This window comes from Blattabacterium cuenoti (genome assembly GCF_014251235.1).
In the GTDB taxonomy this organism is placed as follows: Bacteria; Bacteroidota; Bacteroidia; order Flavobacteriales; family Blattabacteriaceae; genus Blattabacterium; species Blattabacterium cuenoti_AF.
This window is the reverse complement of the sequence record NZ_CP059181.1, coordinates 520,368-545,785: the sequence shown is the minus strand read 5'-3', so window position 1 is coordinate 545,785 and position 25,418 is coordinate 520,368. Positions and strand designations below refer to the sequence as shown.

Here is a 25,418-nt window from a genome sequence, read left to right as displayed (position 1 = left end):
TAAAATAAAAAAGAAAAATCTTTTTATATATATTTGTGTCAATTACGATTATCTGTTTTTTTTTTGAATGAAAAAATTTTTGGATAAGAACAAAATAGATTTTAATAATCTACCTCATCATGTTGCAATTATAATGGATGGAAATGGACGTTGGGCTAAAAAGAGAGGACAAATGAGAACATATGGACATGAAAATGCTATACAGTCTGTAAAAGAAACTGTCAATGGATGTAAAGAATTAGGAATTCCATATATTACATTATATGTCTTTTCCTCAGAAAATTGGAATCGTCCAAAAAAAGAAATAGAGGATTTAACTTGTTTATTTTATTCTAATATTAGAAATTTTTTTGAAGAAATTCATGATAGTAATGTAAAAATTATTACTATAGGAGAAATAGAAAAATTTTCTGAAAAAATACAAAAAGAATTATTCTTTTTGCGAAAAAAAACAAGAAATAATACTTCTATTACATTGATTTTAGCATTAAGCTATGGAGCTAGAGAAGAGATTTTAAGAGCAACAAAAACTATAGCAAAAAAAGTGAGTCAAGGATATTTATCTTTAGATGAAATTAATGCTTTTTCTTTTAATAATTTTTTATATACTAAAGAAATACCAGATGTAGATCTTATTATAAGAACAAGTGGAGAACAAAGAATTAGTAATTTTTTACTTTGGCAATCTGCATATGCAGAATTATATTTTACGAATATTTTATGGCCTGATTTTCGTAAAAAAGATTTATATGAAGCTATAATAAATTATCAGAAAAGGAACCGTCGTTTTGGAAAAGTTGAATAAAAGAAGTAGAAATATTCTTCTATACTTATTTATTATTTTTTTTCCAAGTTTATCGTTTTCTATAACGGAAAATTGGAATGAAATGAATAAAAATGAAAAAACATCAACTTTTACAGTTAGAAATATATATGTAATAGGGAAAACTAAATATGATCATCATTTCATTTCTGATTTTTTTAATATTTTTCCAGGTGATAAAATATTTTTACCCGGAAAAAAAGTAGATGAAACTATTAGAAAACTTTGGAAAAAAAATCTTTTTAAAAAAATATCAGTTTATAAAAAAAATAGATCAAAAAATGAAATAGATTTATTTTTTAATTTGGAAGATCTTCCGGAGATTCATAAAATTAATATTGAAGGAAGTGGAATAGAACTTCATAAGTTTCCTATCATTGAAAAGATAAAATCAGGAGACAAAATATCCGAAGATATAATTCAAAATATTCGGAATGAGATTATAAATTTTTATATCCAAAAAGGATATTATGAAATATCTATCACGAATGTTATAAAAGTGGATAATCATAAAAACATATTAAACCTACATATAAATAAAGGTAAAAAAATTGAAATAAATAATATTTTTTTTCATGGTAATCATTATTTAACAGATAATGCTTTATTAAGAATTATGGAAAAAACAAGAAAAAAAAATTTTTTTTCTTGTTTTTCTATAAGAAAAAAATTTGTTTATATATATGAAAATATAAAAGAGGATTTAAAAAACATTAAATATAAGTATATATCAATGGGTTTTTTAGATGCAAAAGCAATTTTAGATTCTGTTTGTAAAAATGATAATGATAATTATTTTAAACTAAAGATTAAAATAATTGAAGGAAAAAAATATTATTTAGATGATGTTAATTTTGTAGGAAATACTGTAGTAAAAACAGATATTTTGAAAAAGATTTTATCTTACAAAAAAGGTGATATTTATAACAAAATAGGAATAGAAAACAATATTTTTGATATTGAAAAAAAGACATCTAAAAATAACATTACTTCATATTATTTGAATTTAGGATTTTTATTGGTAAAAATAGTTCCTATAGAGAGATTAATAGATGATAATAAAATCTCTTTAGAGATACAGATAAAAGAGAATAAACCAGTATTTATTAACAAAGTGCATATAGTAGGAAATACTTTGACTAAAGATCATGTTATCAGACGTGAACTAAATACTTATCCAGGTGATCTATTTTCTCCTATAAAAATAAAGAATAGTTTATTTCGTTTAGAAAATTTGAATTTATTTGATAATAAAAAAACATATCCATATCTACAATTAAATAACGATAATACTCTAGATGTAGAGTGGCGTATTTCGGAAAAAAATACAAATCAAATTCAATTAAATGGAGGTTATGGAAAAGATAAATTTCTTGGAAATTTTCAATTAAATATTGGAAATTTTTCTATTAGTGATTTATTTAGAATGAAATCATGGAAACCTATACCCCAAGGAGATGGACAGAATCTTATATTATCCTTTCAATTCGGAAAAAATACTCAATCTTATGGTCTTTCTTTTACAGAACCTTGGTTTAGTATAATAGATAAAGTAAATCCAACATCATTGACTTTGAATATGAATTATTCAAATAATAAAAAGAAAACTGATGATCTTTTTCTATTATATAAAACATTTTCTCACGAAAATATAACAAATATTGAAGGTTTTTTAAAAAAGAAAGAGTTTTCCATTAATTTAAATAAACCTTTATTTTTTATAGATTCGTATTCTAAAATAATGTTATCTATTGATTATAATCAATTTTATTATGATCATCATTTATTTCCAAACTTAAATAATGGTAATGGTCTAAAAATAAATAATTTAAATTATTTAATAGCTTTCCAAAGATTTTCAAATTATCCTGATTTTATTTTTCCGATTACAGGATCCAAAATACAATTTGAAAGTAAATTTACTCTTCCATATTCTACTATATCAATGTTTTTTAAAATTAAAAAAGATAAAAATATAAAAAAATCATTATCCGAATGGATGGAATTTTTTAAAGTTAAAATAACTTATTCTTTGTATAAAGAAATTTTGAATAAAACAGTTTTAAAAATAGGTGAAGAATTAGGAGTTATTGGTAAATATAGTATTAATAAGAAACTCTTTCATTTTCAAAAATTTTCTATGGGAGGAATTAAAAATGACTTGTTTAGTAAAAAGAAAATAGAAGAAGATCATATTTCCTTAAGAGGTTATTCTAATATTGGAAATGATTCTATAACACCTGGTGATGGAGGAATCATTTATAATAAGTCAGTTTTTGAAATTCGTTATTTAATTAAAGAGTATGCTAATGTCTGCAAATTTTGGATTCTATCTTTTATAGAAGGAGGTAGTATTAGTGATTCTTATAAAAAATTTAATCCATTAAAAATGAATAATAAATCTTTTGGTTTTGGATTTCGTCTTTTTTGGTTACCTATAGGTCCTTTTGGAATTGATGTAGGTTATCCTATAGTAGGAAAAAGTTCTTTTTATGAAAAAGAAAAATATAAAATACATTTTATTATCGGTCAAAATTAATTTACATTATAACGGTTATAAATAAATATTATATGAAAAAAAATAGAGTTATTTATTGTTTATTATTTTTTTTGTTTGTTATATTAGGAAATATTACTTTTTCTAAAGCTAAAAATTGCAATCAAAAAATTGTTTGTTTGAATAGTTTGATTCTTATAGAAAAAATGCCAGAATTTTCTAATGCTCAAAAAGAACTGGAAAAATTAAGTAAAAATCATGAGGAGACACTTGAAAAACTAGCAAAAGAATTTCATAAAAAATCCGAAAAATTTCAAAAAAACAAAAATCTAATACTAAAAAAAGAATTAGAAATTTTGCAGGCTAAAGCTAAAGCATATCAAAAAAAAGCTGAAGATGATTTATCTAAAAAACAAAATAATTTGTTAAATCCTATCTATAAAAAAATAGAAAATGCTATTAACAAAGTTCTTGAAAAAGATCAAACAATTACACGAGTAGATGATTGTAGTCCTGGGAAAGGAGTTTTGGTTAATAGAGGTATAGATATTACTGAAGAAGTAAAAAAGGAATTAGGTATTTCATAAAAATAAAAATGCATTGTGAATAATGTGGTATCTCCCGGAATTGAACCGGGGACACAAGGATTTTCAGTCCTTTGCTCTACCAACTGAGCTAAGATACCATTTTCACAAAAATACAAAAAATAATAAGTAAAAGATTAAAAATTATTATCAGTATAATATTGGTTTTTTCTTTCATATCTTGTTCTACTTTAGTTAAAAAAAGACAAGAAGTTCCCAATAAAAAAAATAATAAGCCTCATAGGACTTTTACTAAAATAAGGATTTCTTACAAAGAAAATGGAAATATCCGATTTTTTATTGATTCTCCAATAATGGAAGAATATTCTTTTTATACTTTATTTCCAAATGGAATAAAACTCTTCCTTTTTTATGAGGGTAAAAAAAAGTATATATATCTTAGTGCAAATTGGGTAAAATTAACAAAGGAAATCTTTTATAACTTTAAGGGTCAAGTTATTGTTATGAATTCTAATGGAGATTTTTTAAAAACGGAAGAAATTTTTTGGAACAAAAAATCTAGAAAAATATTTAATAATATACCTACAATTATATATTGTAATGATGGTATTTTATTACATGCTAAAAATGGAATAGAAGCATCTGAAGATCTTAAAAAGATTAATATAAAAAATATTAGTGGTATTATTCCCATTGAATAGAAAAAATTCCTATTTATGTTTTTTCATATTAGTATAGTTTTAATTACTATACTTCTTTCTTCTTTTTTTTCTGGAATGGAAATGGCTTTAATTTCTTCTAATTTATTCCAAATAGAAATAGAAAAAAAGAAAGGATCTTTTCGATCTAAACTTCTTTCTAAAAGTATAAAAAAATCTAAGGAATTTATAATAACTATGCTAATAGGAAATACAATATCTTTAGTTATCTATGGAATTCATATGGAAAAATTGTTTTTAATTCTATTAAATGAATGGTTTTTTATTCAAAAAACTACTTTTTGTATCCTTTTTTTAGAAACGGTAATTTCCGCAACTATTATTCTTATTATTGGTGAATTTTTTCCTAAAATGATATTTAGTGTATATCCTAATGAATTGTTAAGTTTATTTATTGTTCCAGTATATATTATCAATACAGCACTTTCTCCTGTAACAAATTTTATTATCTATATTTCTAGTTTTTTTTTAAAAATTTTGGGAGAAAAAGAAGAAAATAACCAAAAAATATTTGATAAAGAAGATTTGATTTATTTTTTATCAGATAAAATAGGAAATAATATTCACGGAATAGTGGAATCAGAAGTAGAAATCTTTCATAAAGCTTTAGAATTTTCTGAAAAAAAAGCACGAGAATGTATGCTTCCTAGAAAAGAAATGATTTCTTCTAATATTTACACTTCTAATATTGATCAAATACGTCATATTCTTACGAAAAAAGGGATTTCTAAAATTTTGATATATCAAAATAATATTGATAATATTATAGGATATATTCATTATTTAGAAATTTTAAAAAAACCAATTAATATCAATCATTCTATAATTCAACCTGTAGAATTTGTGCATGTGACTACACCAGTAAGAAAAATAATGGATCTTCTCATTAAGAAGAAAAAAAGTATAGCAGTTGTGTTGGATGAGTATGGAGGAACGGCAGGTATGATAACAATAGAAGATATACTGGAAGAATTTCTTGGAGATATAAAAGATGAACATGACGAAATGAAATTTATAGAAAATCAATTAAATGACAACGAATTTTTGTTCTCTGCTAGATTGGAAATTGATTTTCTTAATGCTAAATATAATTTAGAACTACCTAGTTCTGATGAATATGAAACATTAGGTGGTTTAATAGTTTATCATACAGGATATATACCTAAATGCAAAGAAAAAATAAAGATTAATGATATTTTGTATATTGAAATAAAAAAAGTTTCAAAAAATAAAATAGAAGAAGTTTTTCTTCAAAAAAAGAATTTATAAATGAGTTTTTTAGAAAAAATAAGAAAAAATACATGGATTTTATTCTTTTTTATAGGAATATCCATGTTATCTTTTATATTAGATCCACATATATTGTTAAAATTTTTTACCGAAAAGTCCAATATAATTGGAAAGGTAAATGGAGAAAATATATCCGTAAAAGAATACACTAATTGTTTTCAATTTTTAAAACAATTCCGTAAAGGAGAATCAGATTATGATATAAAAAAAGATACTTGGAATTTATTAATTCATGAAAAATTATTGAATGAACAGGCTATAAAAGTAGGAATACAGAGTAATAAAGAAGATTTTTTGAATACTTTATCTAAACAGTCTATATATAGTTATATTCCTGAATTTCAGGATAAATATGGTTTTTTAGATATAAAAAAATTTCAATTATACTTAAATAGATTGGAAAGTCCATCCAATTATTACAATCCTCAACTTGAAGTAGAAAAAAAAATATGGTTTTATGAAAAAGAAAATATTCCAAAAAGAATCGTATCAAAAAAATATATAGAAATGTTAATGTATGGATTAAATACTTCTTCAGTAGAAGCGGAATTAAATTTTAAAGGAAAAGAATTATTTTCTATTGTAGATTATGTTTTTATACCTTATTCAGAAATAGAACGTAAGTATAATTTATTTACTATTGAAAATAAAAAAATTAAAAATTTTGTTCAAAAACATAAATTTATCTATAAAAAAGAAAATTTAAGGAGTCTCAGTTTTATTATTTTTAAATCTATACCGTCTTTAGATGATGAAATAAAAATGAAGAAGAAAATGGAAGAATTGTTCCATAAATTAAAATTAACTAATCAAAACTTGGTTTTCGTATCAAATCAATCTGAAAAAGATTTTGATTCAAATTTTTATCTTAAAAAAGATCTTCCTATAATGTTACAAAACTTTATAAAAAAGGATAAAAAAATTGGAAGTATGTTTGGTCCATTTAAAAATGGAAATCAATATATGATAGCGAAACTTATTGGAAAAGAAATGATATCTAATTATGTTTTGTCTAGTCATATATTAATCTCCCATGAAGATGCTATACGTTCTTCCAATAATAGAAATAAAAAAGAAGCTAAAAAAATAGCTAATGAAATATATAACGATCTAAAAAAAAACCCCTACAAATTTGATTTTTTTTTGAAAAAAAAATCTGATGATTTTCTTAATACGAAAAAAAATAAAGGAAGTTTGGGATGGTTGAGATATGAAGATCAAAATAATATTGGAAAATATAATATTTTTCATTCTAAAAATAAAATTGGGATGATAGGTCTTACTGAAACAAAATTCGGTTATCATATTCTAAGAATAGATAATAAGAGCAAACCTGAACCAGCTTATCAGTTTGCTTTAATAGTTAAAACTCTTTTTCCATCTAAAAACACGGAAGATTTACTTTATAATGAAGTAAAATTTTTTTTGAAAAAAAATAAAAATTATAGTTTAAATATATTTCTTAATAATGCAAGAAAAAAAGGATATGATACAATCCTTTTAAAGGATGTAAAATCGACTCAATGGGATATAAATGAATTTAATACAGAAGTAGATAAAGAAATTTTAAATTGGTCTTTTGAAAAAAAGAGAAAGGAGGGAGATACTCATATTTTTTCTAATCATAATAAAAATTATATCATAGCATATCTTTCAAAGATTAAAAAGAAAGGTTATTTAATGGAAGAAATAAAAAATAATTTGATTCCTTTCTTGAGAAAAGAAAGAATAAAAAACATTTTATCAAATACGGTAAAAAAAAACATAGAATTAGAAGAAGTTTCTTCTATTTTTTCTAAAAGAATAAAAAAAGGATATAAAATAAATTTTCATGATTCTATCATTAATGGTTTTAAAGAACCTAAAGTTGTTGGATTTTCTTTATCCTTAAAAAAAAATAAAACATCTAAACCTATATTTGGAGAAAAAGGAATTTTTTTTATTAGACCGATAAAACATATTTCTTCCTATAAAAAACCATCTTATTTTTCTCATGAAATAGAGATATCAAATACTTATTTGAGGAAAAAAATATTGGAAAATTTAGGTAAGGTCTTAATAAAAAAATCAAAAATAAAAGATTATAGAAAAGATTTTTAATGACGTTTAATAGAAGATTTAACTTCTTATTTTTTCTCTTTTTTTCTATTTTTATCTATTATATTATCTATAATATTATTTTTCCTTATTTCATTCTTAATTTTATTTTTTGCAGATTTTAAAAATCTTATTCCTTCTCCTATTTCTCTAGCTATATATGGTATTTTTTTCGGTCCAAAAATAATAATAGCTATTATAATAATAAAAAAGCTTTCTTCAAGACTAATAAATAAAAAATTTATCATTTTTTTTCTACTTTTTAGAAAAATCATATATTATAGATGAAGCTATAAATATAGAAGAATAGGTTCCAATCATTACTCCGAAAAACAAAGCTAACATAAAACTATGAAGAGTCTGACCTCCAAATAAAAAAATAATAGTTATCACTAATATTGTGATAAATGAAGTTTTCATTGTTCTTGTTAAAGAATTATTAATTCCATTATTTATAATTTCTTTCATTGAAAAACTGGATCCCATATTATATTGATAATTCCTAATTTTATCGTATAAAACAACTGTATCATTAATTGAATAACCTATAATAGTTAATATAGCAGCAATAAACGTTTGATTTACTTCAAAAAAAAGAGGAAACCTTTTATGAAAAAATGAAAATAAACCAAATATAATTATTGTATCGTGAAGAAGAGAAATAATAGCACTAAAACTAAATTCCCATTTTTTAAATCTGATAAGTAGGTAAATAAAAATTCCTAATAAGGATAGGATTATTGAAAAAAAAGAATTTTTAATTATTTTATCAGAGATTATAGGATCTACTTTTTCGTAAAAAAGTAATCCTATAGATTTATTTTTTTCGTTATTTTGAAAATGACGAAAATCTATGGAAGTAAAAAAATATGGTTTTAATGAAAAAAATATTTTTTTTAGGATTTCTTGATCTACCTTTCTATCTTCATTTTCTATTCTAGATTTTGTTATTATTTTTAGCTGATTTTTATCTCCAAAAGAGAAAACTTTTATAGATAAAATACTTTTTTCTTTTTCTGAAAATTTTTTGGATAAAATAGAAGATATCTCATTTGGAGAAACTTCACGATCAAAACGAATAACATAAGAACATCCACCTACAAAATCTATTCCAAAATTTAATCCTTGATAATAAATAGATGTTAAACTGAATAGAATACTAACCATAGAAATGGTATAAAAAAATTTTCTTTTGGATAAAAAATCCCATTGAAAAAAAAATTTTTTTTTATAATTGGAAACTCTAAAAAAAATTTTTTTATAATTTAAATGATTTTCTAAGAAAGATTTGCATAAACATACAGAAGAAAAAAAAGAAGTAAATATTCCTATAATTAAAGAAATGGAAAAACTTTTAATAGGACCTATTCCAAAAAAAAATAGGATTAAACCACACAATAAAGTAGTTACTTGACTATCTATAATAGAAGATAAAGATCCTTTAAATTGATAGCTATTATGTATTGCTTGACGAATAGAAAATCCATTTTTTAAATCTTCTTTAATTTTTTCATAAATAAGAATACAAGCGTCCATAGACATAGCTAAAGTTAGTATAATACCTGCTATTCCAGAAAATGTTAATACAGAATTAATGGAAATAAGTATTCCAAATATGAATATCAAATTAAAAATTAACGATATATTAGCATATATTCCCGGAATTGAATAATAATAAAACATACAAATGAATATGAAAAATATAGAAATAATGAAGGATATCATTCCTTTTTTGATTGTATCTTTTCCTAAAGAAGGACCAATCATCTCTGACTGAATTATTTTTATCGAAGTAGGTAATTTTCCTCCATTTAATATATTGATCAAATCATTTGATTCTTGTAAAGAAAAATTTCCAGATATTTGTGATATACCATTCTTTATCACAGATTTTACAATTGGAGCAGTATAAACTAAGTGATCAAGAACTATCGCTATACCCTTTTCAAGGTTTTTTTCAGTAAAAAGACTCCAATTTTTAGCTCCTTCTCGATCCATTTGAATATTTACAAAAATTTCATTAAATGGACCAAAAGATTTATAAGCATTAACAATCATATTTTCTTTTATAGAATAATCTTCACTTTCATTATTTTTAACAGCAAACAATTGTGCATATTTATTTTTATCCTTTATATATTCTTTATATCCCCATAAAAATTTTATATTTTTTAGATTATATGGTAATAAATCTATAAATTCTGTAGAATTTAAAAAATTTGTAACATTGTTTTTGTCCTCTCTTTTAACTAATCCTACTATAATGTTATCCAATTCTATATTTTTAATATTTAATTTTTCTATAAAAGATTTTTCTTTATTGTTTTTTTTTATAGAATAAAAATTATTGATTTTTTCAAAAAATGGAAAAATCTCCTTTAAATTAACAATTTCAAAAAATTGTAATTCAGCTTTTCTTTGTAAAATGTTTTTTATTCTATTTATATCTTTTATTCCGGATAATTCTATTAAAATTCTATTAGTTTTTTTTATTCTTTGTATATTAGGTTGAACGTCTCCCAATTGATTTATTCTGTATCTAAGAATGTTAGATGTATTATCAATAGAAGATTCTATTTTATTTCTGATAATTTTTTCTGTTTCTTTATCAGAACGATCAGAGTTTATTTCATTTAAATAAAATTTTTTTGAAAATAAATCAGTGAAGGAAGAATGACTTTTCATTATTTTCTTTTCCCTATGAAAAAAATTTAAAAAATAAGAAAAGTAATTAATATTTTGGTTTTTCTTTTTTTCTTTATCTGCATTTTCTAATGCTCTTAAAAAAATAGGATCCTGAGAATTATTAGAAAATTTTTTCAATAAATCTTTTTCAGATATTTCTATCATCATGCTTATTCCTCCTTTTAAATCTAAACCAAGATTTAAAGTTTTATTGTTTCTAACTTTTTCATATTTATATCTTTCCTTAGAATAATTTTTTTTTTTTCTGAAAAATTCTACATTTGAAATATTTAAACTAAAAGAAATATAGTATAAACAGATTATAGTGAGGAAAAATGCTATAAAAATTGTAAAAAAATTTATTATTCGCATTTTATCTTCATAGTTTTAAGTAGTAAAAATAAAAAAATTTTTCTTAAAAAAATCTGATTATTATGAAATAAATAATGAAGGATATTATTTTCAATTCTATTCTAGATATAGCAAAACATCCCATTCTTTCTATTTCTATTATTGTAAATTTATTTTTCATAGAAAGTATTTTATCTATAGATAATGCGATTATACTATCTTCTTTTGCTATAGGATTAAAAAAGGAAGAAAGAAAAAAAGCTTTTAAATATGGTATTATTGGAGCCTATTTATTTAGAGGAATAACACTTGCATTTGCTTCTATTTTAATAAAAATTTGGTGGTTGAAACCATTAGGAGGTTTATATTTAATTTATCTTGGATTAAGATTTTTTTTAGAAAAAAAAATTTTTTTTTCTAAAAAGAAAGAAAGAAAAAATACTAATTCTTTTTGGTTTGTTATTTTTTCCATGGAATTGATGGATTTAGTTTTTTCAATTGATAATATTTTTTCTTCCGTTGCTTTATCAGAAAATATTATCCTCATTTTTTTAGGAGTTTCTATAAGTATTTTAACTATGAGATTTTTTGTTCAAAAATTTATTAAGCTTATAGAAAATATTCCTAGTTTAAAAAAGTCAACTTGTATTGTTATTTTATTGTTAGGAATAAAACTTTTGATTTCTTCTTTTGAGAAAAAAAAACCTATATATTTTATATTTAGATATGTAGAATGTTTTTTCCCTTATATTACTGTAGTTATATTCTTTTTTCCAATTATTATGTCCTATATTTATCATAATAAAAAAGAGTTAAATTAATATAAAAACTGGATCTTCTAATATTTCTTTTAAAGAATGAAGAAAATTACTACCAGTAGATCCATCTATAATTCTATGATCACAAGATAAAGTAAGTTTCATAACTTTTCCTATTTTAATTTTTGAATCTATCACAATAGGTTTTTCTAATATGGAACCTATTGAAAGAATAGATGAATTAGGTATATTAATTATAGAAGTAAAAAATTCTATTCCATACATTCCTAAATTGGAAACAGTAAATGTACTATTTTCTATTTCTTTTTCTTTAATTTTTTTTAACTTAGAACGTAAAGCTTTATCTTTTATTTCTTTAGATATTTGTAGTAATGATTTTTGGTCTGTTTGATAAATAACTGGAACAATTAATCCTTCTTTAACAGATACTGCAACACCAATATTGATGTGAGAGTGATATACAATTTTTTCTTCTTTCCATGAAGAATTTATATGAGGATTTTTTTTTAAAGAAAGAGCGACAGCTTTAATAATAATATCATTGAATGATATTTTGTCTTCTTTGGATAATTTTTCGTTTATTTCCTGTCTTAATTGAATCATTTTTCCTACATTTATTTCGATAAATAAATAATAATGAGGGGCCGTAAATTTAGAATAAGTCAAATGTTCAGCAATTTTCTTTCTCATAGAAGAAATTTCTACATTTTTTTCATTTTTATGTATATCAATGTCTTTTTTTACTATTCTACCTTTATCCCCACTTCCTCTAATTTTATCAATAGATAATCCTATTTTTTTTGCCATTTTTTTTGCTAATGGAGAGATAAAAATCCTATTTTTTTCTTTATTTTCTTCTTGATTGATAACTTGATCATTTTTTTTTATAATAAGATGACTGATATCTTCATTTTTATCACCAATTATAGCTAGTATATCATTAACACGTGTTTTTTCTCCTTCTTTTGCTCCAATAAAAAGTAGATATCCACTAACGTCAACTTCAAAATCTTGTATAGCTTTATCCGTTTCTATTTCTGCTAAAATATCCCCTTCTGAAACTATTTCTCCTATTTTTTTATTCCATTTAACTACAATTCCTTCTTCCATTGTGTCGCTTAATTGGGGCATAGATATTATTTCCGCCATTATTTTTAAGGTGTTTTATTAATTAGGAAATTATAACTTTTTTTTATCCTAAAAAAAAGGATAATCAAGATTCATGATAATAAACAAAATCATACATTTTACTTAAAGAAGGAGTATCCGATCTCTCTGCAAAATCTACACAAAGATCTACTTCTTCTTTTATTTTATTTTCAATAGAATTTAATATATCTACAGTTTCCCATTTATTTTTTAAAATGAGTTTTTTTAATTTTAAAATAGGATCTTTTTTTTTATAAAAAAGGACTTCTTCTTTACTACGATAGGATTCAGCATCAGACATAGAATGTCCTCTATATCTATAAGTTCTTACTTCAAGAAAAGTTGATCCATTTCCTTTTCTTGCTCTTTCAATAGCTTTATAAGAAGCTATTGCTACCTCTTTAGGGTCCATTCCATTGACAGGAAAAGAAGGCATCCCATATGAATGTCCAATTTTATATAAATCTTCTATATTGGTACTTCTTTTTACGGATGTTCCCATTGCATATTGATTATTTTCACATATAAAAACAACAGGAAGTTTCCACAACATAGCCATGTTAAACGTCTCATGTAAAGAACCTTGTCTAATAGCTCCATCACCCATCAGTGTAAGTGTGACAGCATCTCTATCAAAATATTTATCAGCAAAAGCTATACCTGCACCTAATGGTATTTGTCCTCCTACTATTCCATGTCCTCCATAAAAACGATGTTTTTTACTAAAAATATGCATAGATCCACCCATACCATAAGAAGTTCCTGTTACTTTTCCTAAAAGTTCGGCCATAACTTTTTTTGGATCAACTCCCATAGAAATGGGTAATATATGACATCTATAAGCTGTAATTATTTTATCTTTCGACATATCCATAGCATGTGTTAAACCAGCAGGAATGGATTCTTGACCATTATATAAATGAAGAAATCCTCTAATTTTTCTTTTTAAGTATAAGGAACGACATTTGTCCTCAAATTTTCTCCAAAAAAACATATTTTTAAACCACTTTATATAGGTTTTTGTGGTAATTTCCTTCATATTAAGGGAAAATTTTATGAATCAATATAAAAACAAATACAAATTTAATCTTTAAGATAGAAACCTACAAAAAGAATTAAAGAAAATGAATTAAACTTTCTAATGTGTTTTTTCTAGAACCTTTAATTAAAATAAAATCAGTCTTTATAGGATGTTTTTTAATCCATTGAATGAAAATTTTTTTATTATAAAATTTCTTTATCTTATCATATTTATTTTTGCTTATTTGAAAAAATCTTTCACCAATCAGAAATATTTTTTCAATATTGCTTTTCTCTAAAAAAGAAATAATTTTAACATGTTCATATGAAGAAGAACTTCCTAATTCTAACATATCCCCTAAAATCGCTATTTTATTACCCTTTATTTTATTAAAAGAAATGAGCGATTCTACCATACTACTAGGATTTGCATTATAACAATCTAAAATAATCTTTATGTTTTTTTTCTCTAAAATTTGAGAACGATAATTATTTGGATAATATTCTTTTATAGCTTTTTTTATCTTTTTTAAAGAAACTTTAAAATAAATACCAATAGTTATAGCGGATGCTATGTTATATAAATTATAAGAACCAAATAATGGAGATTCTATTTTTACATTACGAACCCGTAAAAATGATTTTAAGTTAGTTTTTTTCCATAAATATGTAATTTTTACATTTGAATCTCCTTTTTCTGAAAAAGTATATCTATCCATACCTAAGCTATGAGTCAATTGAATAGGATCATCTTCATTTACAAAAACTTTTTTTTTATTCTCTTTAAGAAATTCATATAATTCTAATTTTCCTCTAATTACTCCTTTTATATTTTTGAAACCATCAAGATGAGCTTTTCCAAAATTAGTTATGTATCCATAATCTGGATAAATAATGGAACACATTTTATAGATTTCTTTTTCTTTATTAGCACCAATTTCTATAACAGAAATTTGTGTTTTTTTAGACATAGATAATATGGTTAAAGGAATTCCTATGTGATTATTAAAATTTTGTTTAGTATAATGAACTGTTTTATATTTTTTAGAAAGAATAGTTTTTATTAATTCTTTTGTTGTTGTTTTTCCATTACTTCCTGTTATAACAATAATAGGAATATGTAAAAGTTTCAATCTATGATAATAAGCTAATTTTTGCAAATAGGATAAAGTATCTTTGACAAGAAGGATATTTTTTGTTTGATGAACAAAGTATTTTTTATTATCTATTATTGCTATTGAAGCTCCATTTAAAATAGCCTCATGAGCAAATTGATTACCATCAAAATTTTTTCCTTTTAAAGCAAAAAAAATAGAACCATTTTTTATATTATTACTGTTTATTTCCACACCTGAAGAAACAGTATAAATTTTATATAAATCTTTTATTTTCATACAAAAGTTATTTCTTAAATAGAATGACTAAATTTCTTAAAGAAGATCTTTTTCAAGTATCAATTTTAAATTATTGATGTTAGTAATAATTGTCCTTTTTTGATCTTTAATATAAGAAATATAACCTGTTTCTTCTGAAATAACAATGCAAACTGCATCTGTTTTCTCAGATAGGCCAAAAGCGGCTCTATGACGAAGACCTAAACGGGAAGGAATTTCCTTATTATAGGATACAGGAAGAATAGCTCTTGTTCTTACTATTTTATTACCTATAACTACTACTGCCCCATCATGTAATGGACTATTTTTATAGAATATACTTTCCAGAATAGGAATATTTACTTTTGCATCTATCTCATCTCCATTTTGAATAAATTCTTTTATATTTTGGTATAATTGTATCACAATTAATACTCCTGTTTTATCTCCTGAAAAAATGGCACAAGCTTTTATTATACTATCTATAGTTTCAGTTTTAACAGAAGGAATTATAGGTCTTACAAGAAGGGAAAAAATAAATTTTCCAAATAAAATTTTACTTCCAACTATAAGAAGAAATTTTCTTATTTCTGGTTGAAATAAAATAATTAAAGCTAAAAATCCACCTTTAAAAAAAGCACTCATAACTATACTAAGAAGTTTCATTTTATATGCTTCTACTATTTTCCAAAAAATAAAAGTGGATATTATACCATAAAAAATATTTAAAGCTACTGTTCTGTAAACTAATCTATAAATTTGTAATAGAATAATAGCGACTAAAAAAATATCTAAAATATCAATGAAAGAAATTTTCAAAAAAATATAATAATCAAAAAAGGACTAAAAGTAACCTACATTTTTTTTTCCTAAAAAAAAGTAGATAAATCAATTAATTTTATGATTTTTGATAAACTCGAATAAGTTTTATGCATTCTATCGCTTCTTTAACATCATGAACACGTAATATTTTAGCTCCATTTAATAAAGCTAAAGAATGAACAACAGAAGAAGCATTCAATGCTTCTTCTGTTGTTATTTTTAGTATATTTCTAATCATAGATTTTCTGGAAATACCTACTAAAATTACATGATCCTTAAAACCTAAAAGAGATAAATTTTTTAATAATTGATAATTTTGTTTTAATGTTTTACCAAAACCAAATCCAGGATCTAATATTATATCATTAACTCCATATTTTTTTAAAAAGAAAATTTTTCTAGAAAAAAATAAATTTATTTTTAAAAGTGTATTATCTTCTCTGCATTTTCTATTGTTAATTTCTCCCATCATATTATTATGACTTAATATATATGGTATTCTTAATTTAGATAATAAAGGAAACATTTGTTTGTCTATATCTCCTCCGGAAATATCGTTTATAATTAAGGCTCCTTCTTCTACTGCTATCTTAGCTACTTCACTATGAAAAGTATCTATAGATATTATAGATTTTGGAAATTCTTTTAAAATGGAACGAATAGTAGGTATCACTCTTCTTATCTCCTCTTCTTTTGTTGGATAACTTTTAGACCATGGACGGGTAGAACAACCACCAATATCTATAAAATCAGAACCATGACTTAATAAATGTTCAACATGTCGTAATATTTCTTTCTCTGATTTAAACTTTCCTCCATCATAAAAAGAATCAGGAGTTATATTAACAATTCCCATGATTTTTGGAACATGAAAAAATAATAAAGAACCACCACAATTAATTGTCATTCAAAAAATATTTTTATTTTAAATATAAATGAAAAGATATGAATCATATTTCTATTGATTTAATCATGGAAAAATGTGAAAAAATTTTTAAACAAAAATTAAATAATTACGATTTATCATGGAAATGTATAAATGTTTCTTCCATAGTAGATCAAATTTTCATGAAAATTATTCGTATTCAAAATATTCAAAAAAAAGGATATCAAAAAGTAGAAGAAGAAAAAATAATGGATACACACATGGATATAATCAATTATATATTGATTATTTTAATCAAAAAATATACAGATTATAAAAAATCTATTTCTCATTATGATGTTATTAAAATTTATTCACGTGAATTCTATAAAATAAAATTATTATATAATAAAAAAAATTGGATTTATTCATTTTCGATAGAAGATATTGTGAATAATATTTTTTTATTGAAAAAAAAGGAAAAAATTAATTCTAAAGAATTAAAAATTTTTTGTTTAAAGATGTTAAATGTAACTTTGACCTATTTAAAAAAAAACATATTTTAAATATTTAAAATATTAATTAAATATTAGTTGGAAATGTTTTTTGATTTATTTATAACAAATAAATGAGGAAAAAAATTGTAATTGCGAATTGGAAGATGAATCATGATTTTTATGAGACTACTTCTTTTTTAAAAAATTTATTAAAAAAGGTTTTTGAAAAAAATATTTATAAAAAAAAAGATATTATAATAGCTCCATCTTTTCCTTTTTTACATATTTCCAATCAAATCTTACAAGGGACACATTTAAGTATCTCTGCACAAAATATATCCCAAAGAGAAAAAGGATCTTATACTGGTGAAGTGTCTGCTTCTATGTTAAAATCTATAGGAATACAAAAAGTTATATTAGGACACAGTGAACGAAAAAAGTTTTTTCATGAAACCAATTCTATTTTTGTAGAAAAAATAAAAATAGCATTAAAATATGGTTTTCAAATTATTTTTTGTATAGGAGAAAATTCTATTGAAAAAGAAAAGAATGAACAGTTTATAACTGTTAAAAAACAATTAGAAGAAACTGTTTTCCATTTTTATGAAATGAGTAAATTTATTATAGCTTATGAACCTATATGGGCTATTGGAACTGGAAAGACTGCTACACCTAAAGAAGCTCAAGAAATGCATTTGTACATTCGAACTATGTTTAGAGAGAAATATGGAGAAAATATATCCAAAAATATATCTATCTTATATGGAGGAAGTATAAACGATATGAATGCAGGTCATCTGTTTTCTCAAGAGGATATTGATGGAGGTCTTGTAGGTAATTCATCACTTCAAGTAAAAAAGTTTTTGAAAATTATACATTCCTAAATTTTTTATTATTTGTTTATTATTCGGCCTCGTAGCTTAATTTGGATAGAGCATCTGACTACGGATCAGAAGGTTTATGGGTTCGAATCCCATCGAGGTCTCGTCTTGTTTTTATTATTATCCTAAATAAGGTTTTAGTATTTTACTTCTAGATGAATGTTTTAATCTTTTAAGAGCTATACTTTCAATTTGTCTTACTCTTTCTCTTGTTAAATCACAAGATTGACCGACTTCTTCTAAAGTCATTGGAGGTGATCCATTTAATCCAAAATGTAAAATGATAACACGACGTTCTCTTTCACTTAAAGTTTCTAAAATTCTACGTATGTCTTTACGAAGAGATTCTTTTTCTAAATGTTCATCTGGGCGAGGTGACTCGTCTGATCTTACTAAATCATATAAATTTGAATCTTCCCCTTCTATTAAAGGAGCATCCATGGAAACATGTCTCCCTGAATTTTTAATGGAATCTTCTACATCTTTTTCATTCATATTTAAATGTTCTGCTATTTCTCTTGCAGAAGGAGTTCTTTGTAGATCTTGCTCTAATTTAGCTAGAGTTTTAAGTATTTTATTTAATAAAGCTAATTTGTTGGTTGGTTGACGAATAGAACGTGATTGTTCTGCTATAGCTTGTAATATTGCTTGTCTGATCCACCAAACAACATAAGAGATACATTTAAAACCTCTTGTTTCATCAAATCGTAATATACCTTTTATTAAACCTAGGTTCCCTTCATTAATTAAATCACATAAACTTAATCCCTGATTTTGATATTGTTTTGCTACAGAAACAACGAAACGTAAATTTGCATTTACTAGTTTTTCTATTGCAGAGGAATCTCCTTCTCTCGCTTTACGTGCATATTCAACTTCTTCTTCTGGAGTGAGCAAAGGAATTTTACCTATTTCATGGAGGTATTTATCTAATGATTCAGATTCACGATTTGTTACTTGTTTCGTAATTTTAAGTTGTCTCATATTTTTTCTTCTTTTTTTTTGATCATTCTAGCTAGGACTCTTTAGGACGAGGAAAAAGTATCTTTCTAGAAAGTTTCATCTTCTTATTTTTTTCATCAAAACCAATTAGTTTTACTTCAATAAAATCACCAATGTTTAATTCATCTTCTACTTTATTTAATCTTTTCCATCCTATTTCAGAAATATGAAGTAACCCTTCTACTCCTTTAGATATTTCTACAAAAGCCCCAAAATCTTTTATAGATTTTACTTTTGCTTTATAAACTTTACCAAGTTCAGGAATGAAAATAAGTTCATTGATTTTATCAATGGCTTTCCTCATTTTTTGAATATCTTTTCCTATAATTTCAATAAAACCCATTCCTTCCTTTTCTTCAATTAATATACTTGTATCCGTAAGAAATTGTATTTCTTGAATTACTCTTCCTCCAGGACCAATAACAGAACCTATGTAATTTTTCGGAATATTAAAAGTATATATTTTAGGAGCATTAGGTTTTAATTGATTTCTATATTTTGGTAAAGTTTCTAGCATCTTATTTAGTATAAATATTCGTCCTTCTAAAGCTTGATTTAAAATTTTACTCAAAAGATTCTCAGTCAATACTTTATTTTTTTTTATATCCATTTGACATGCTGTTATTCCACGTTTAGTTCCAGCTATTTTAAAATCAAGAATTCCAAAATTATCTTCGTCTCCAATAATATCGGATAAAATAACTTTTTTTTCTTTATCTGAAAATAAACCCATAGAGATACCAGAAACAGGATTTTCAATAGCTATTCCAGCATCCATTAATGCTAAGCTAGCAGCACAAACTGTTGCCATTGAAGAAGACCCATTAGATTCTAGAATATCGGATACGACACGAATTGTATATGGATTTTTTTGAGGTATTACGTTTTTTAATGCACGTTGTGCTAAATTTCCATGTCCTATTTCACGTCTAGAAATTCCTCGTACTTGACGTATTTCTCCTGTAGAGAAAGGAGGAAAATTATAGTGAAGATAAAATTTTTCATAATCTTCCATAATCACATTATCTATTTTATTAGCATCAGAAGATGATCCTAATGTTATCGTTGTTAACGATTGAGTTTCTCCTCTAGAAAATAAAGCAGAACCATGTACTCCTGGTAGATAATCTACTATACTAGATATAGAACGTATTTGTTTGTTTTTTCTTCCATCTATCCTTAAACCTTCCTTTAAAATCATATGTTGAATCACTTTTTTTTTAATTTTTTCAAAACAATGATCCAAAAAAAAATCATTTTTTTCTCTTATTTCCAGAGATAATTTTTCTTTAAAGTTTTTTAGAATAATACTCTCTCGATAAAAACGTGTTTTCTTATCCAAAAAATTTTTATAAAGATTGTAAATTTTTTCATAAGAAAAAGAAAATAATTTTTTTTTCAGAATTTTTTTATCTAAAGGATAATCCTTTTTTTTTTCTTCAAAAAAAGAATTTTTTTTTTGAAAAATTTCTTTAACCAATCTTTTTTGAGCTTTTATTTGAAGTTTTATAGCTTGATGAGCTTTTTTTATAGCGTATAAAAGTTCATTTTCAGGGACTTCTTTCATTTCTCCTTCTATCATAATAATAGCTTCATTAGAAGCTCCTACAATTAAATCTATATCTGCTTTTTTTAATTGATCCAAACTTGGATTTATGATAAAATTTCCATTTACACGTATAATACGAATTCCTGATATAGGACCGTCAAATGGAATTCCTGATAAAAATAAAGCTGTAGAAGCAACTAATCCAGCTAGTCCATCAGGTAAAACTGTTTGATCATATGATAAAAGAGAAATCATAACCTGTATTTCGTAACGAAAATGTTCAGGAAAAGAAGGTCTTAAAATTCTATCCACTAATCTCATGATTAAAATTTCTTCATCAGAAGGTTTTCCTTCTCTTTTCAAGTATCCACCAGGAATTTTTCCAATGGAAGAATATTTTTCTCTGTAATCTACAGTTAGTGGCAAAAAATTAATGTCGTTTTTCATGTCTTTAGAAACTACTACAGTTGCTAACAAAACGGTATTTTTCATGCGTACAACAGCTGAACCATCAGCCTGTCTAGCTATCTGTCCTGTTTCTATAATAATAGAACGACCATCTTCTAATGATATAGTTTCTTTTATTGTATCTGGCATATTTTTATTTTCATGAATGAAAAAAAATAAAGATTTTTACTTTTTAGAATAGAGAAAAATATAAATGAATGAAAAGAATAATCATTTTCTTAATTTTAAAATCTTAATAATTTTTTTATAATTATTTATATTCTTTTTTTCTATATATTTTAGAAGTTTTTTTCTCTTTCCTACTAATCTTACAAGAGATTTTTCTGTATTAAAATCTTTTTTATTTTTTTTAAGATGATTACTTAAATGATTTATTCTCAAAGTAAACAAAGCAATCTGAACCTCTGAAGCACCTGTATCCAGTACAGAAGAACCATATGTTTTGAATATTTCTTTTTTTTTATCTTTAGTTAAATACATACATAATGTAATATAATCTTGTTTGATTAGATAATAAAGTTAAAAATATTTTTCTAATATGTATTTATTTTATTTTTAGAATAGATTCTATATATTTTCTATTGTTATACAAACGTGGTATTTTATTTTGACCGCCTAATTTTTTATGTTTTTTTAACCAATCATAAAACAAACCATTTCTAGCTACTTGTATGATTGGAGGACGTAAAATAAGATTTTTATATCTTTTAATTTCATAATCTGAGTTTAGTGATTTTAATTCATGATCTAAAGTATCTCTAAATAAACATAAGTCTCTGGGTTCTTTTTTAAATTCTATAATCCATTCATGAGCTCCAGTGTGTTTTTGATCCATGTAAACAGGTCCTGCTGTATATTCATGAATAATAGAATTTGTTTTAATACAAGTTTTGTTTATAGCTTTTTCTGCATTTTCTATAATTAATTCTTCTCCAAAAGAATTAATATAATGAGTAGTTCTCCCTGAAATAGATATTCTATATGGAGATAAGCTGGTAAATTTAATTGTATCTCCAATTATATATCTCCATAATCCAGAATTTGTAGATATCACTAATGCATAATTTTTTTTTAATTCAACTTTTTCTATAGGAATAATGTTTGGATAAGGATTATGTAATTCTTTTATAGGAATAAACTCATAAAAAATACCATGATCTAATAAAAGTAAAAGATCTTCTACTTTTTTTTGATCTTGTACAGCAAAAAAACCTTCTGAAGCACTGTAAACATCGTAATAATTGATAGAATCATTATAAAATAATTCATTGTACTGTTTGATATATGGTTTTAAATGTACACCTCCATGAAATATAACTTCTACATTTGGCCATATTTCATTAATTTTTTTTTTGTTATATTCTTTCAATATTTGATTCAAAAAAATTAAAAGCCAAGAACATACTCCAAATAAAAGACGAACATCTTCATGTGCAGTTTCTTTAACAAGTGTTTTCAACTTTTTTTCCCATTCACTTATTAATGCTATTTCTTTTTTAGGTATACTAATATATTCCGCCCAAAAAGGAAGATTTTTAATTAAAATAGAGGATAGATCTCCATAAAATGTATTATAATTTTTATATAATTCATGACTTCCTCCTAAACGTAAAGATTTTCCAAATAAAATTTTAGTTTCTGGATGATTATGAAGATAAATTGATAACATATCTTTTCCTGCTTTGTAATGACATTTCTGCATAGAAATATTTGTGACGGGAATATATTTACTTTTTTTATGAGTGGTTCCAGAGGAACGAGCAAACCATTTTATTTTACCGGGCCATAATACATTTTTTTCACCTTTTCTTATTCTTTTAACTAAAGGATATAAATCTATATACTCACATATTGGAATTCTTTCAGAGAATTGTTGATATTTTTTAATATCTATAAAACCATATTTTTTTCCAAATTCTGTATTTTTTGCATGGTTAATTAAATTATGGATTAATCTATACTGTATCTCTATTGGAGTTTTCATGATAGATTCTATTCGTTTTATTCTTTTTTTGATGAATGTAGATATTATACATCCATATATATTTTTCATTATCAAATTATTTTATTTTTTTGGGATAAATAAATAGAAACAATTCCAAATGTTAATTTTTTTATATGAACAGGATGAAAACCATGAAAAATTAATAATTTGTTCATTTTTTTTCCACAAAATGGAAACAATTGAATAGATTTACGTAAATATTGATAAGCAATATCATTTTTCGAAAAAAAACTTCCTATTTTAGGAAGAATAAAATTAGAATAAAATTGATAAATATTTTTAATAAAAAAATTTGATGGTTTAGAAAATTCTAAAATTTCTAGGATTCCCATAGGTTTAAGAATTCTATATATTTCTTTAAAAGAAGAATGAAAAAATTGAAAATTTCTTACACCAAAAGATATCGTAATTAAGTCAAAAGTACTATCCTCAAAAGGAATTTTATGTGAAAATCCTTGAACAAATTTGATTTGTTTTTCTAAAGAATGATCCTTAATTTTATTTTTTGCTATTTTCAACATTTCTTTAGAAGGATCTAAACCTATAATAAAAGCATGATGAAAACATTTAGCTAATGAGATAGCTAAATCTCCAGTACCCGTAGCTAAATCTAATATTTTTTGTATATTATTTTTGTTTTTTTTGTTGATAAAATTGAAATTATTCAATATTTTTATGACTTCTTTTCTCCAAAAAATATCTATTCCAAAAGATAGAAAATGATTAATAAAATCATATTTAGGTGAAATATGATCAAACATTTTTGTTAATTCTTTTTCTTTAGATTCTTTAGAAAAAAATAGAGGATTTTTGTTCATATTTATATATATTTAATTTACCGAAGAAAAACGATTTTTTTGGTAAAAAAGAAAAAAATTTTTTCATAACATAATAGAAAAAATGATTAGATCAATCATTACAGGTACTGGGCATTATTTACCAAATAGTAAAATAAAAAATTATCATTTTTTAAAAAACACGTTTTACAATGAAAAAGGTTTAAAAATTGAAATAAGGAATGAAGAAATTATTAAAAAATTTCAAAAAATTACAGAAATTCAGGAAAGGAGATATGTCAATAATTTTTTGTTAAATTCTGATATAGCTACTATAGCAGCAAAAAGAGCTTTAACTAAAGCCAAAATTTATAAAGAAAAAATAGATTATATAATATCCGCTCATAATTATGGAGATATCCATCCTGTATCTCTTCAATCAGATATTATGCCTTCTATAGCTGCTAGAGTTAAGAATAAACTGGAAATAAAAAATAAGAGATGTCGTCCTTATGATATGATCTTCGGTTGTACAGGTTGGATAGAAGGAATGATTTTAGCAGATAAACTTTTACGTTCAAAGTATGCAAAAAATATACTGATTACAAGTTCAGAAACTTTATCTAAAGTTCTAGATCCTCACGATAGAAATTCTATGATTTTTTCAGATGGAGCAGGTGCCGCTGTTTTATCAGCTATAGAAATAAAAGGAGAAAATAATGGAATTATTTATTATGATACACAGTGTAATAATAATGAAGAAATTCATTATTTATCCAACGGTCCATCTTTAAATCCTCATTATAAAAAATCGTCAATTAATATTAGAATGAATGGAAGACGTATTTATGAATACGCATTAACTGAAGTTCCTAATATGTTAAAAAGCATATTAGATCATGCTAATTTACATCTTAAGGATATAAAAAAAATACTGATACATCAAGCTAATGCTAAAATGGATTATGCAATCTTAAAAAGATTGTTGAAATTATATAATTATTCATCTTTGAATGAAAGAATTTATAAAAAATTAATGCCTATGACTATTCAAAAATTTGGAAATTCATCTGTAGCTACAGTTCCGACGTTATTAGATTTAATTCTTCATGGAAAATTGCCATCTCATGAAATTAAACCTGGAGATACGATAATTATGGCCTCATTAGGTGCAGGTATGAATATTAATGGTATGATTTATAGATTTCCTAAAAATAAAAGATAA

Annotated in this window: 22 protein-coding genes and 2 tRNA genes; 11 read left to right on the top strand and 13 right to left on the bottom strand. The window is 23.8% G+C overall.

The window, feature by feature from the left end:
- Positions 1 to 67 precede the first annotated feature (67 nt).
- Genes H0H78_RS02645 through H0H78_RS02635 form a run of 3 tightly spaced genes read left to right on the top strand, consistent with a single transcriptional unit; the run spans position 68 to position 3,907 of the window.
- Positions 68 to 805 carry an isoprenyl transferase gene (locus H0H78_RS02645; RefSeq protein ID WP_185850939.1) on the top strand — a complete coding sequence of 246 codons (738 nt, stop codon included), beginning with the start codon at positions 68 to 70 and terminating at the stop codon, positions 803 to 805.
- Complete coding sequence (locus H0H78_RS02640) at positions 789 to 3,362, top strand: BamA/OMP85 family outer membrane protein (protein ID WP_185850938.1); 2,574 nt, start codon at positions 789 to 791, stop codon at positions 3,360 to 3,362. The genes H0H78_RS02645 and H0H78_RS02640 overlap by 17 nt, the downstream gene beginning before the upstream one ends.
- A gap of 32 nt (positions 3,363 to 3,394) precedes the next feature.
- Positions 3,395 to 3,907, top strand: coding sequence for an OmpH family outer membrane protein (locus H0H78_RS02635; RefSeq protein WP_185850937.1), 513 nt, complete (start codon positions 3,395 to 3,397; stop codon positions 3,905 to 3,907).
- 25 nt (positions 3,908 to 3,932) lie between these two features.
- Here H0H78_RS02635 and H0H78_RS02630 read toward each other — a convergent pair.
- Positions 3,933 to 4,005: transfer RNA gene (locus H0H78_RS02630), tRNA-Phe, on the bottom strand.
- A 60-nt stretch (positions 4,006 to 4,065) separates the two neighbouring features.
- Between H0H78_RS02630 and H0H78_RS02625 the strand changes: the two genes are divergently transcribed.
- From H0H78_RS02625 to H0H78_RS02615, 3 genes are read left to right on the top strand one after another with little or no spacing between them, the layout of a single operon-like run.
- Entirely contained in the window at positions 4,066 to 4,566 is a 501-nt protein-coding gene (locus tag H0H78_RS02625; RefSeq protein WP_238783748.1) for a hypothetical protein, read from the top strand.
- 15 nt (positions 4,567 to 4,581) lie between these two features.
- Entirely contained in the window at positions 4,582 to 5,853 is a 1,272-nt protein-coding gene (locus tag H0H78_RS02620) for a hemolysin family protein (protein WP_185850936.1), read from the top strand.
- Complete coding sequence (locus H0H78_RS02615) at positions 5,854 to 7,974, top strand: SurA N-terminal domain-containing protein (protein WP_185850935.1); 2,121 nt, start codon at positions 5,854 to 5,856, stop codon at positions 7,972 to 7,974.
- A 26-nt stretch (positions 7,975 to 8,000) separates the two neighbouring features.
- Here the strand turns inward: H0H78_RS02615 and H0H78_RS02610 are convergent, their stop codons facing one another.
- Positions 8,001 to 8,219 (bottom strand): twin-arginine translocase TatA/TatE family subunit, encoded by a 219-nt coding sequence (locus H0H78_RS02610; protein ID WP_185850934.1) that lies wholly within the window; start codon positions 8,217 to 8,219, stop codon positions 8,001 to 8,003.
- A 7-nt stretch (positions 8,220 to 8,226) separates the two neighbouring features.
- Positions 8,227 to 11,028 carry a protein translocase subunit SecD gene (gene secD / locus H0H78_RS02605; protein ID WP_185850933.1) on the bottom strand — a complete coding sequence of 934 codons (2,802 nt, stop codon included), beginning with the start codon at positions 11,026 to 11,028 and terminating at the stop codon, positions 8,227 to 8,229.
- Positions 11,029 to 11,102: 74 nt separating this feature from the next.
- Here secD and H0H78_RS02600 point away from each other — a divergent pair, with 74 nt between their 5' ends.
- Entirely contained in the window at positions 11,103 to 11,828 is a 726-nt protein-coding gene (locus tag H0H78_RS02600; protein ID WP_185850932.1) for a TerC family protein, read from the top strand.
- Here the strand turns inward: H0H78_RS02600 and H0H78_RS02595 are convergent.
- From H0H78_RS02595 to folP, 5 genes are all read right to left on the bottom strand, one after another.
- On the bottom strand, positions 11,820 to 12,935 hold the full coding sequence (locus tag H0H78_RS02595) for a dihydrolipoamide acetyltransferase family protein (protein ID WP_185850931.1): 1,116 nt from the start codon (positions 12,933 to 12,935) through the stop codon (positions 11,820 to 11,822). The two genes, H0H78_RS02600 and H0H78_RS02595, sit on opposite strands and share 9 nt — an antisense overlap.
- Positions 12,936 to 12,999: 64 nt before the next feature.
- Positions 13,000 to 13,974, bottom strand: a complete 975-nt coding sequence (gene pdhA, locus H0H78_RS02590) for a pyruvate dehydrogenase (acetyl-transferring) E1 component subunit alpha (RefSeq protein WP_185850930.1) — start codon at positions 13,972 to 13,974, stop codon at positions 13,000 to 13,002.
- A gap of 76 nt (positions 13,975 to 14,050) precedes the next feature.
- A complete protein-coding gene (locus H0H78_RS02585) occupies positions 14,051 to 15,349 on the bottom strand; it encodes a UDP-N-acetylmuramoyl-tripeptide--D-alanyl-D-alanine ligase (protein WP_185850929.1) in 1,299 nt (432 codons plus the stop codon).
- Positions 15,350 to 15,385: 36 nt separating this feature from the next.
- Positions 15,386 to 16,147: a diadenylate cyclase gene (locus H0H78_RS02580; protein ID WP_185850928.1), complete on the bottom strand. Its 762-nt coding sequence runs from the start codon at positions 16,145 to 16,147 to the stop codon at positions 15,386 to 15,388.
- Between the two features lie 79 nt (positions 16,148 to 16,226).
- Positions 16,227 to 17,057, bottom strand: coding sequence for a dihydropteroate synthase (gene folP / locus H0H78_RS02575; RefSeq protein ID WP_185850927.1), 831 nt, complete (start codon positions 17,055 to 17,057; stop codon positions 16,227 to 16,229).
- A gap of 38 nt (positions 17,058 to 17,095) precedes the next feature.
- Between folP and H0H78_RS02570 the strand changes: the two genes are divergently transcribed.
- The 3 genes from H0H78_RS02570 to H0H78_RS02560 all read left to right on the top strand — a co-directional run bounded on the left by H0H78_RS02570 (position 17,096) and on the right by H0H78_RS02560 (position 18,497).
- Entirely contained in the window at positions 17,096 to 17,581 is a 486-nt protein-coding gene (locus tag H0H78_RS02570; protein ID WP_185850926.1) for a nucleotide modification associated domain-containing protein, read from the top strand.
- A gap of 95 nt (positions 17,582 to 17,676) precedes the next feature.
- A complete protein-coding gene (gene tpiA / locus H0H78_RS02565) occupies positions 17,677 to 18,396 on the top strand; it encodes a triose-phosphate isomerase (RefSeq protein ID WP_238783747.1) in 720 nt (239 codons plus the stop codon).
- A gap of 25 nt (positions 18,397 to 18,421) precedes the next feature.
- Positions 18,422 to 18,497, top strand: a tRNA-Arg gene (locus H0H78_RS02560).
- 16 nt (positions 18,498 to 18,513) lie between these two features.
- On the opposite strand, the gene H0H78_RS02555 is transcribed toward H0H78_RS02560, so the two are convergent.
- The 5 genes from H0H78_RS02555 to ubiE all read right to left on the bottom strand — a co-directional run bounded on the left by H0H78_RS02555 (position 18,514) and on the right by ubiE (position 24,235).
- Positions 18,514 to 19,377, bottom strand: a complete 864-nt coding sequence (locus tag H0H78_RS02555; protein ID WP_185850924.1) for a sigma-70 family RNA polymerase sigma factor — start codon at positions 19,375 to 19,377, stop codon at positions 18,514 to 18,516.
- Between the two features lie 31 nt (positions 19,378 to 19,408).
- Positions 19,409 to 21,541, bottom strand: coding sequence for a polyribonucleotide nucleotidyltransferase (locus tag H0H78_RS02550; protein WP_185850923.1), 2,133 nt, complete (start codon positions 21,539 to 21,541; stop codon positions 19,409 to 19,411).
- Between the two features lie 81 nt (positions 21,542 to 21,622).
- Positions 21,623 to 21,892, bottom strand: coding sequence for a 30S ribosomal protein S15 (rpsO, locus tag H0H78_RS02545; protein WP_185850922.1), 270 nt, complete (start codon positions 21,890 to 21,892; stop codon positions 21,623 to 21,625).
- Between the two features lie 64 nt (positions 21,893 to 21,956).
- Positions 21,957 to 23,465 carry a GH3 auxin-responsive promoter family protein gene (locus H0H78_RS02540; protein WP_185850921.1) on the bottom strand — a complete coding sequence of 503 codons (1,509 nt, stop codon included), beginning with the start codon at positions 23,463 to 23,465 and terminating at the stop codon, positions 21,957 to 21,959.
- 2 nt (positions 23,466 to 23,467) lie between these two features.
- Positions 23,468 to 24,235 (bottom strand): bifunctional demethylmenaquinone methyltransferase/2-methoxy-6-polyprenyl-1,4-benzoquinol methylase UbiE, encoded by a 768-nt coding sequence (ubiE, locus tag H0H78_RS02535; RefSeq protein ID WP_185850920.1) that lies wholly within the window; start codon positions 24,233 to 24,235, stop codon positions 23,468 to 23,470.
- A gap of 82 nt (positions 24,236 to 24,317) precedes the next feature.
- Between ubiE and H0H78_RS02530 the strand changes: the two genes are divergently transcribed.
- Complete coding sequence (locus H0H78_RS02530; protein WP_185850919.1) at positions 24,318 to 25,418, top strand: 3-oxoacyl-ACP synthase III family protein; 1,101 nt, start codon at positions 24,318 to 24,320, stop codon at positions 25,416 to 25,418.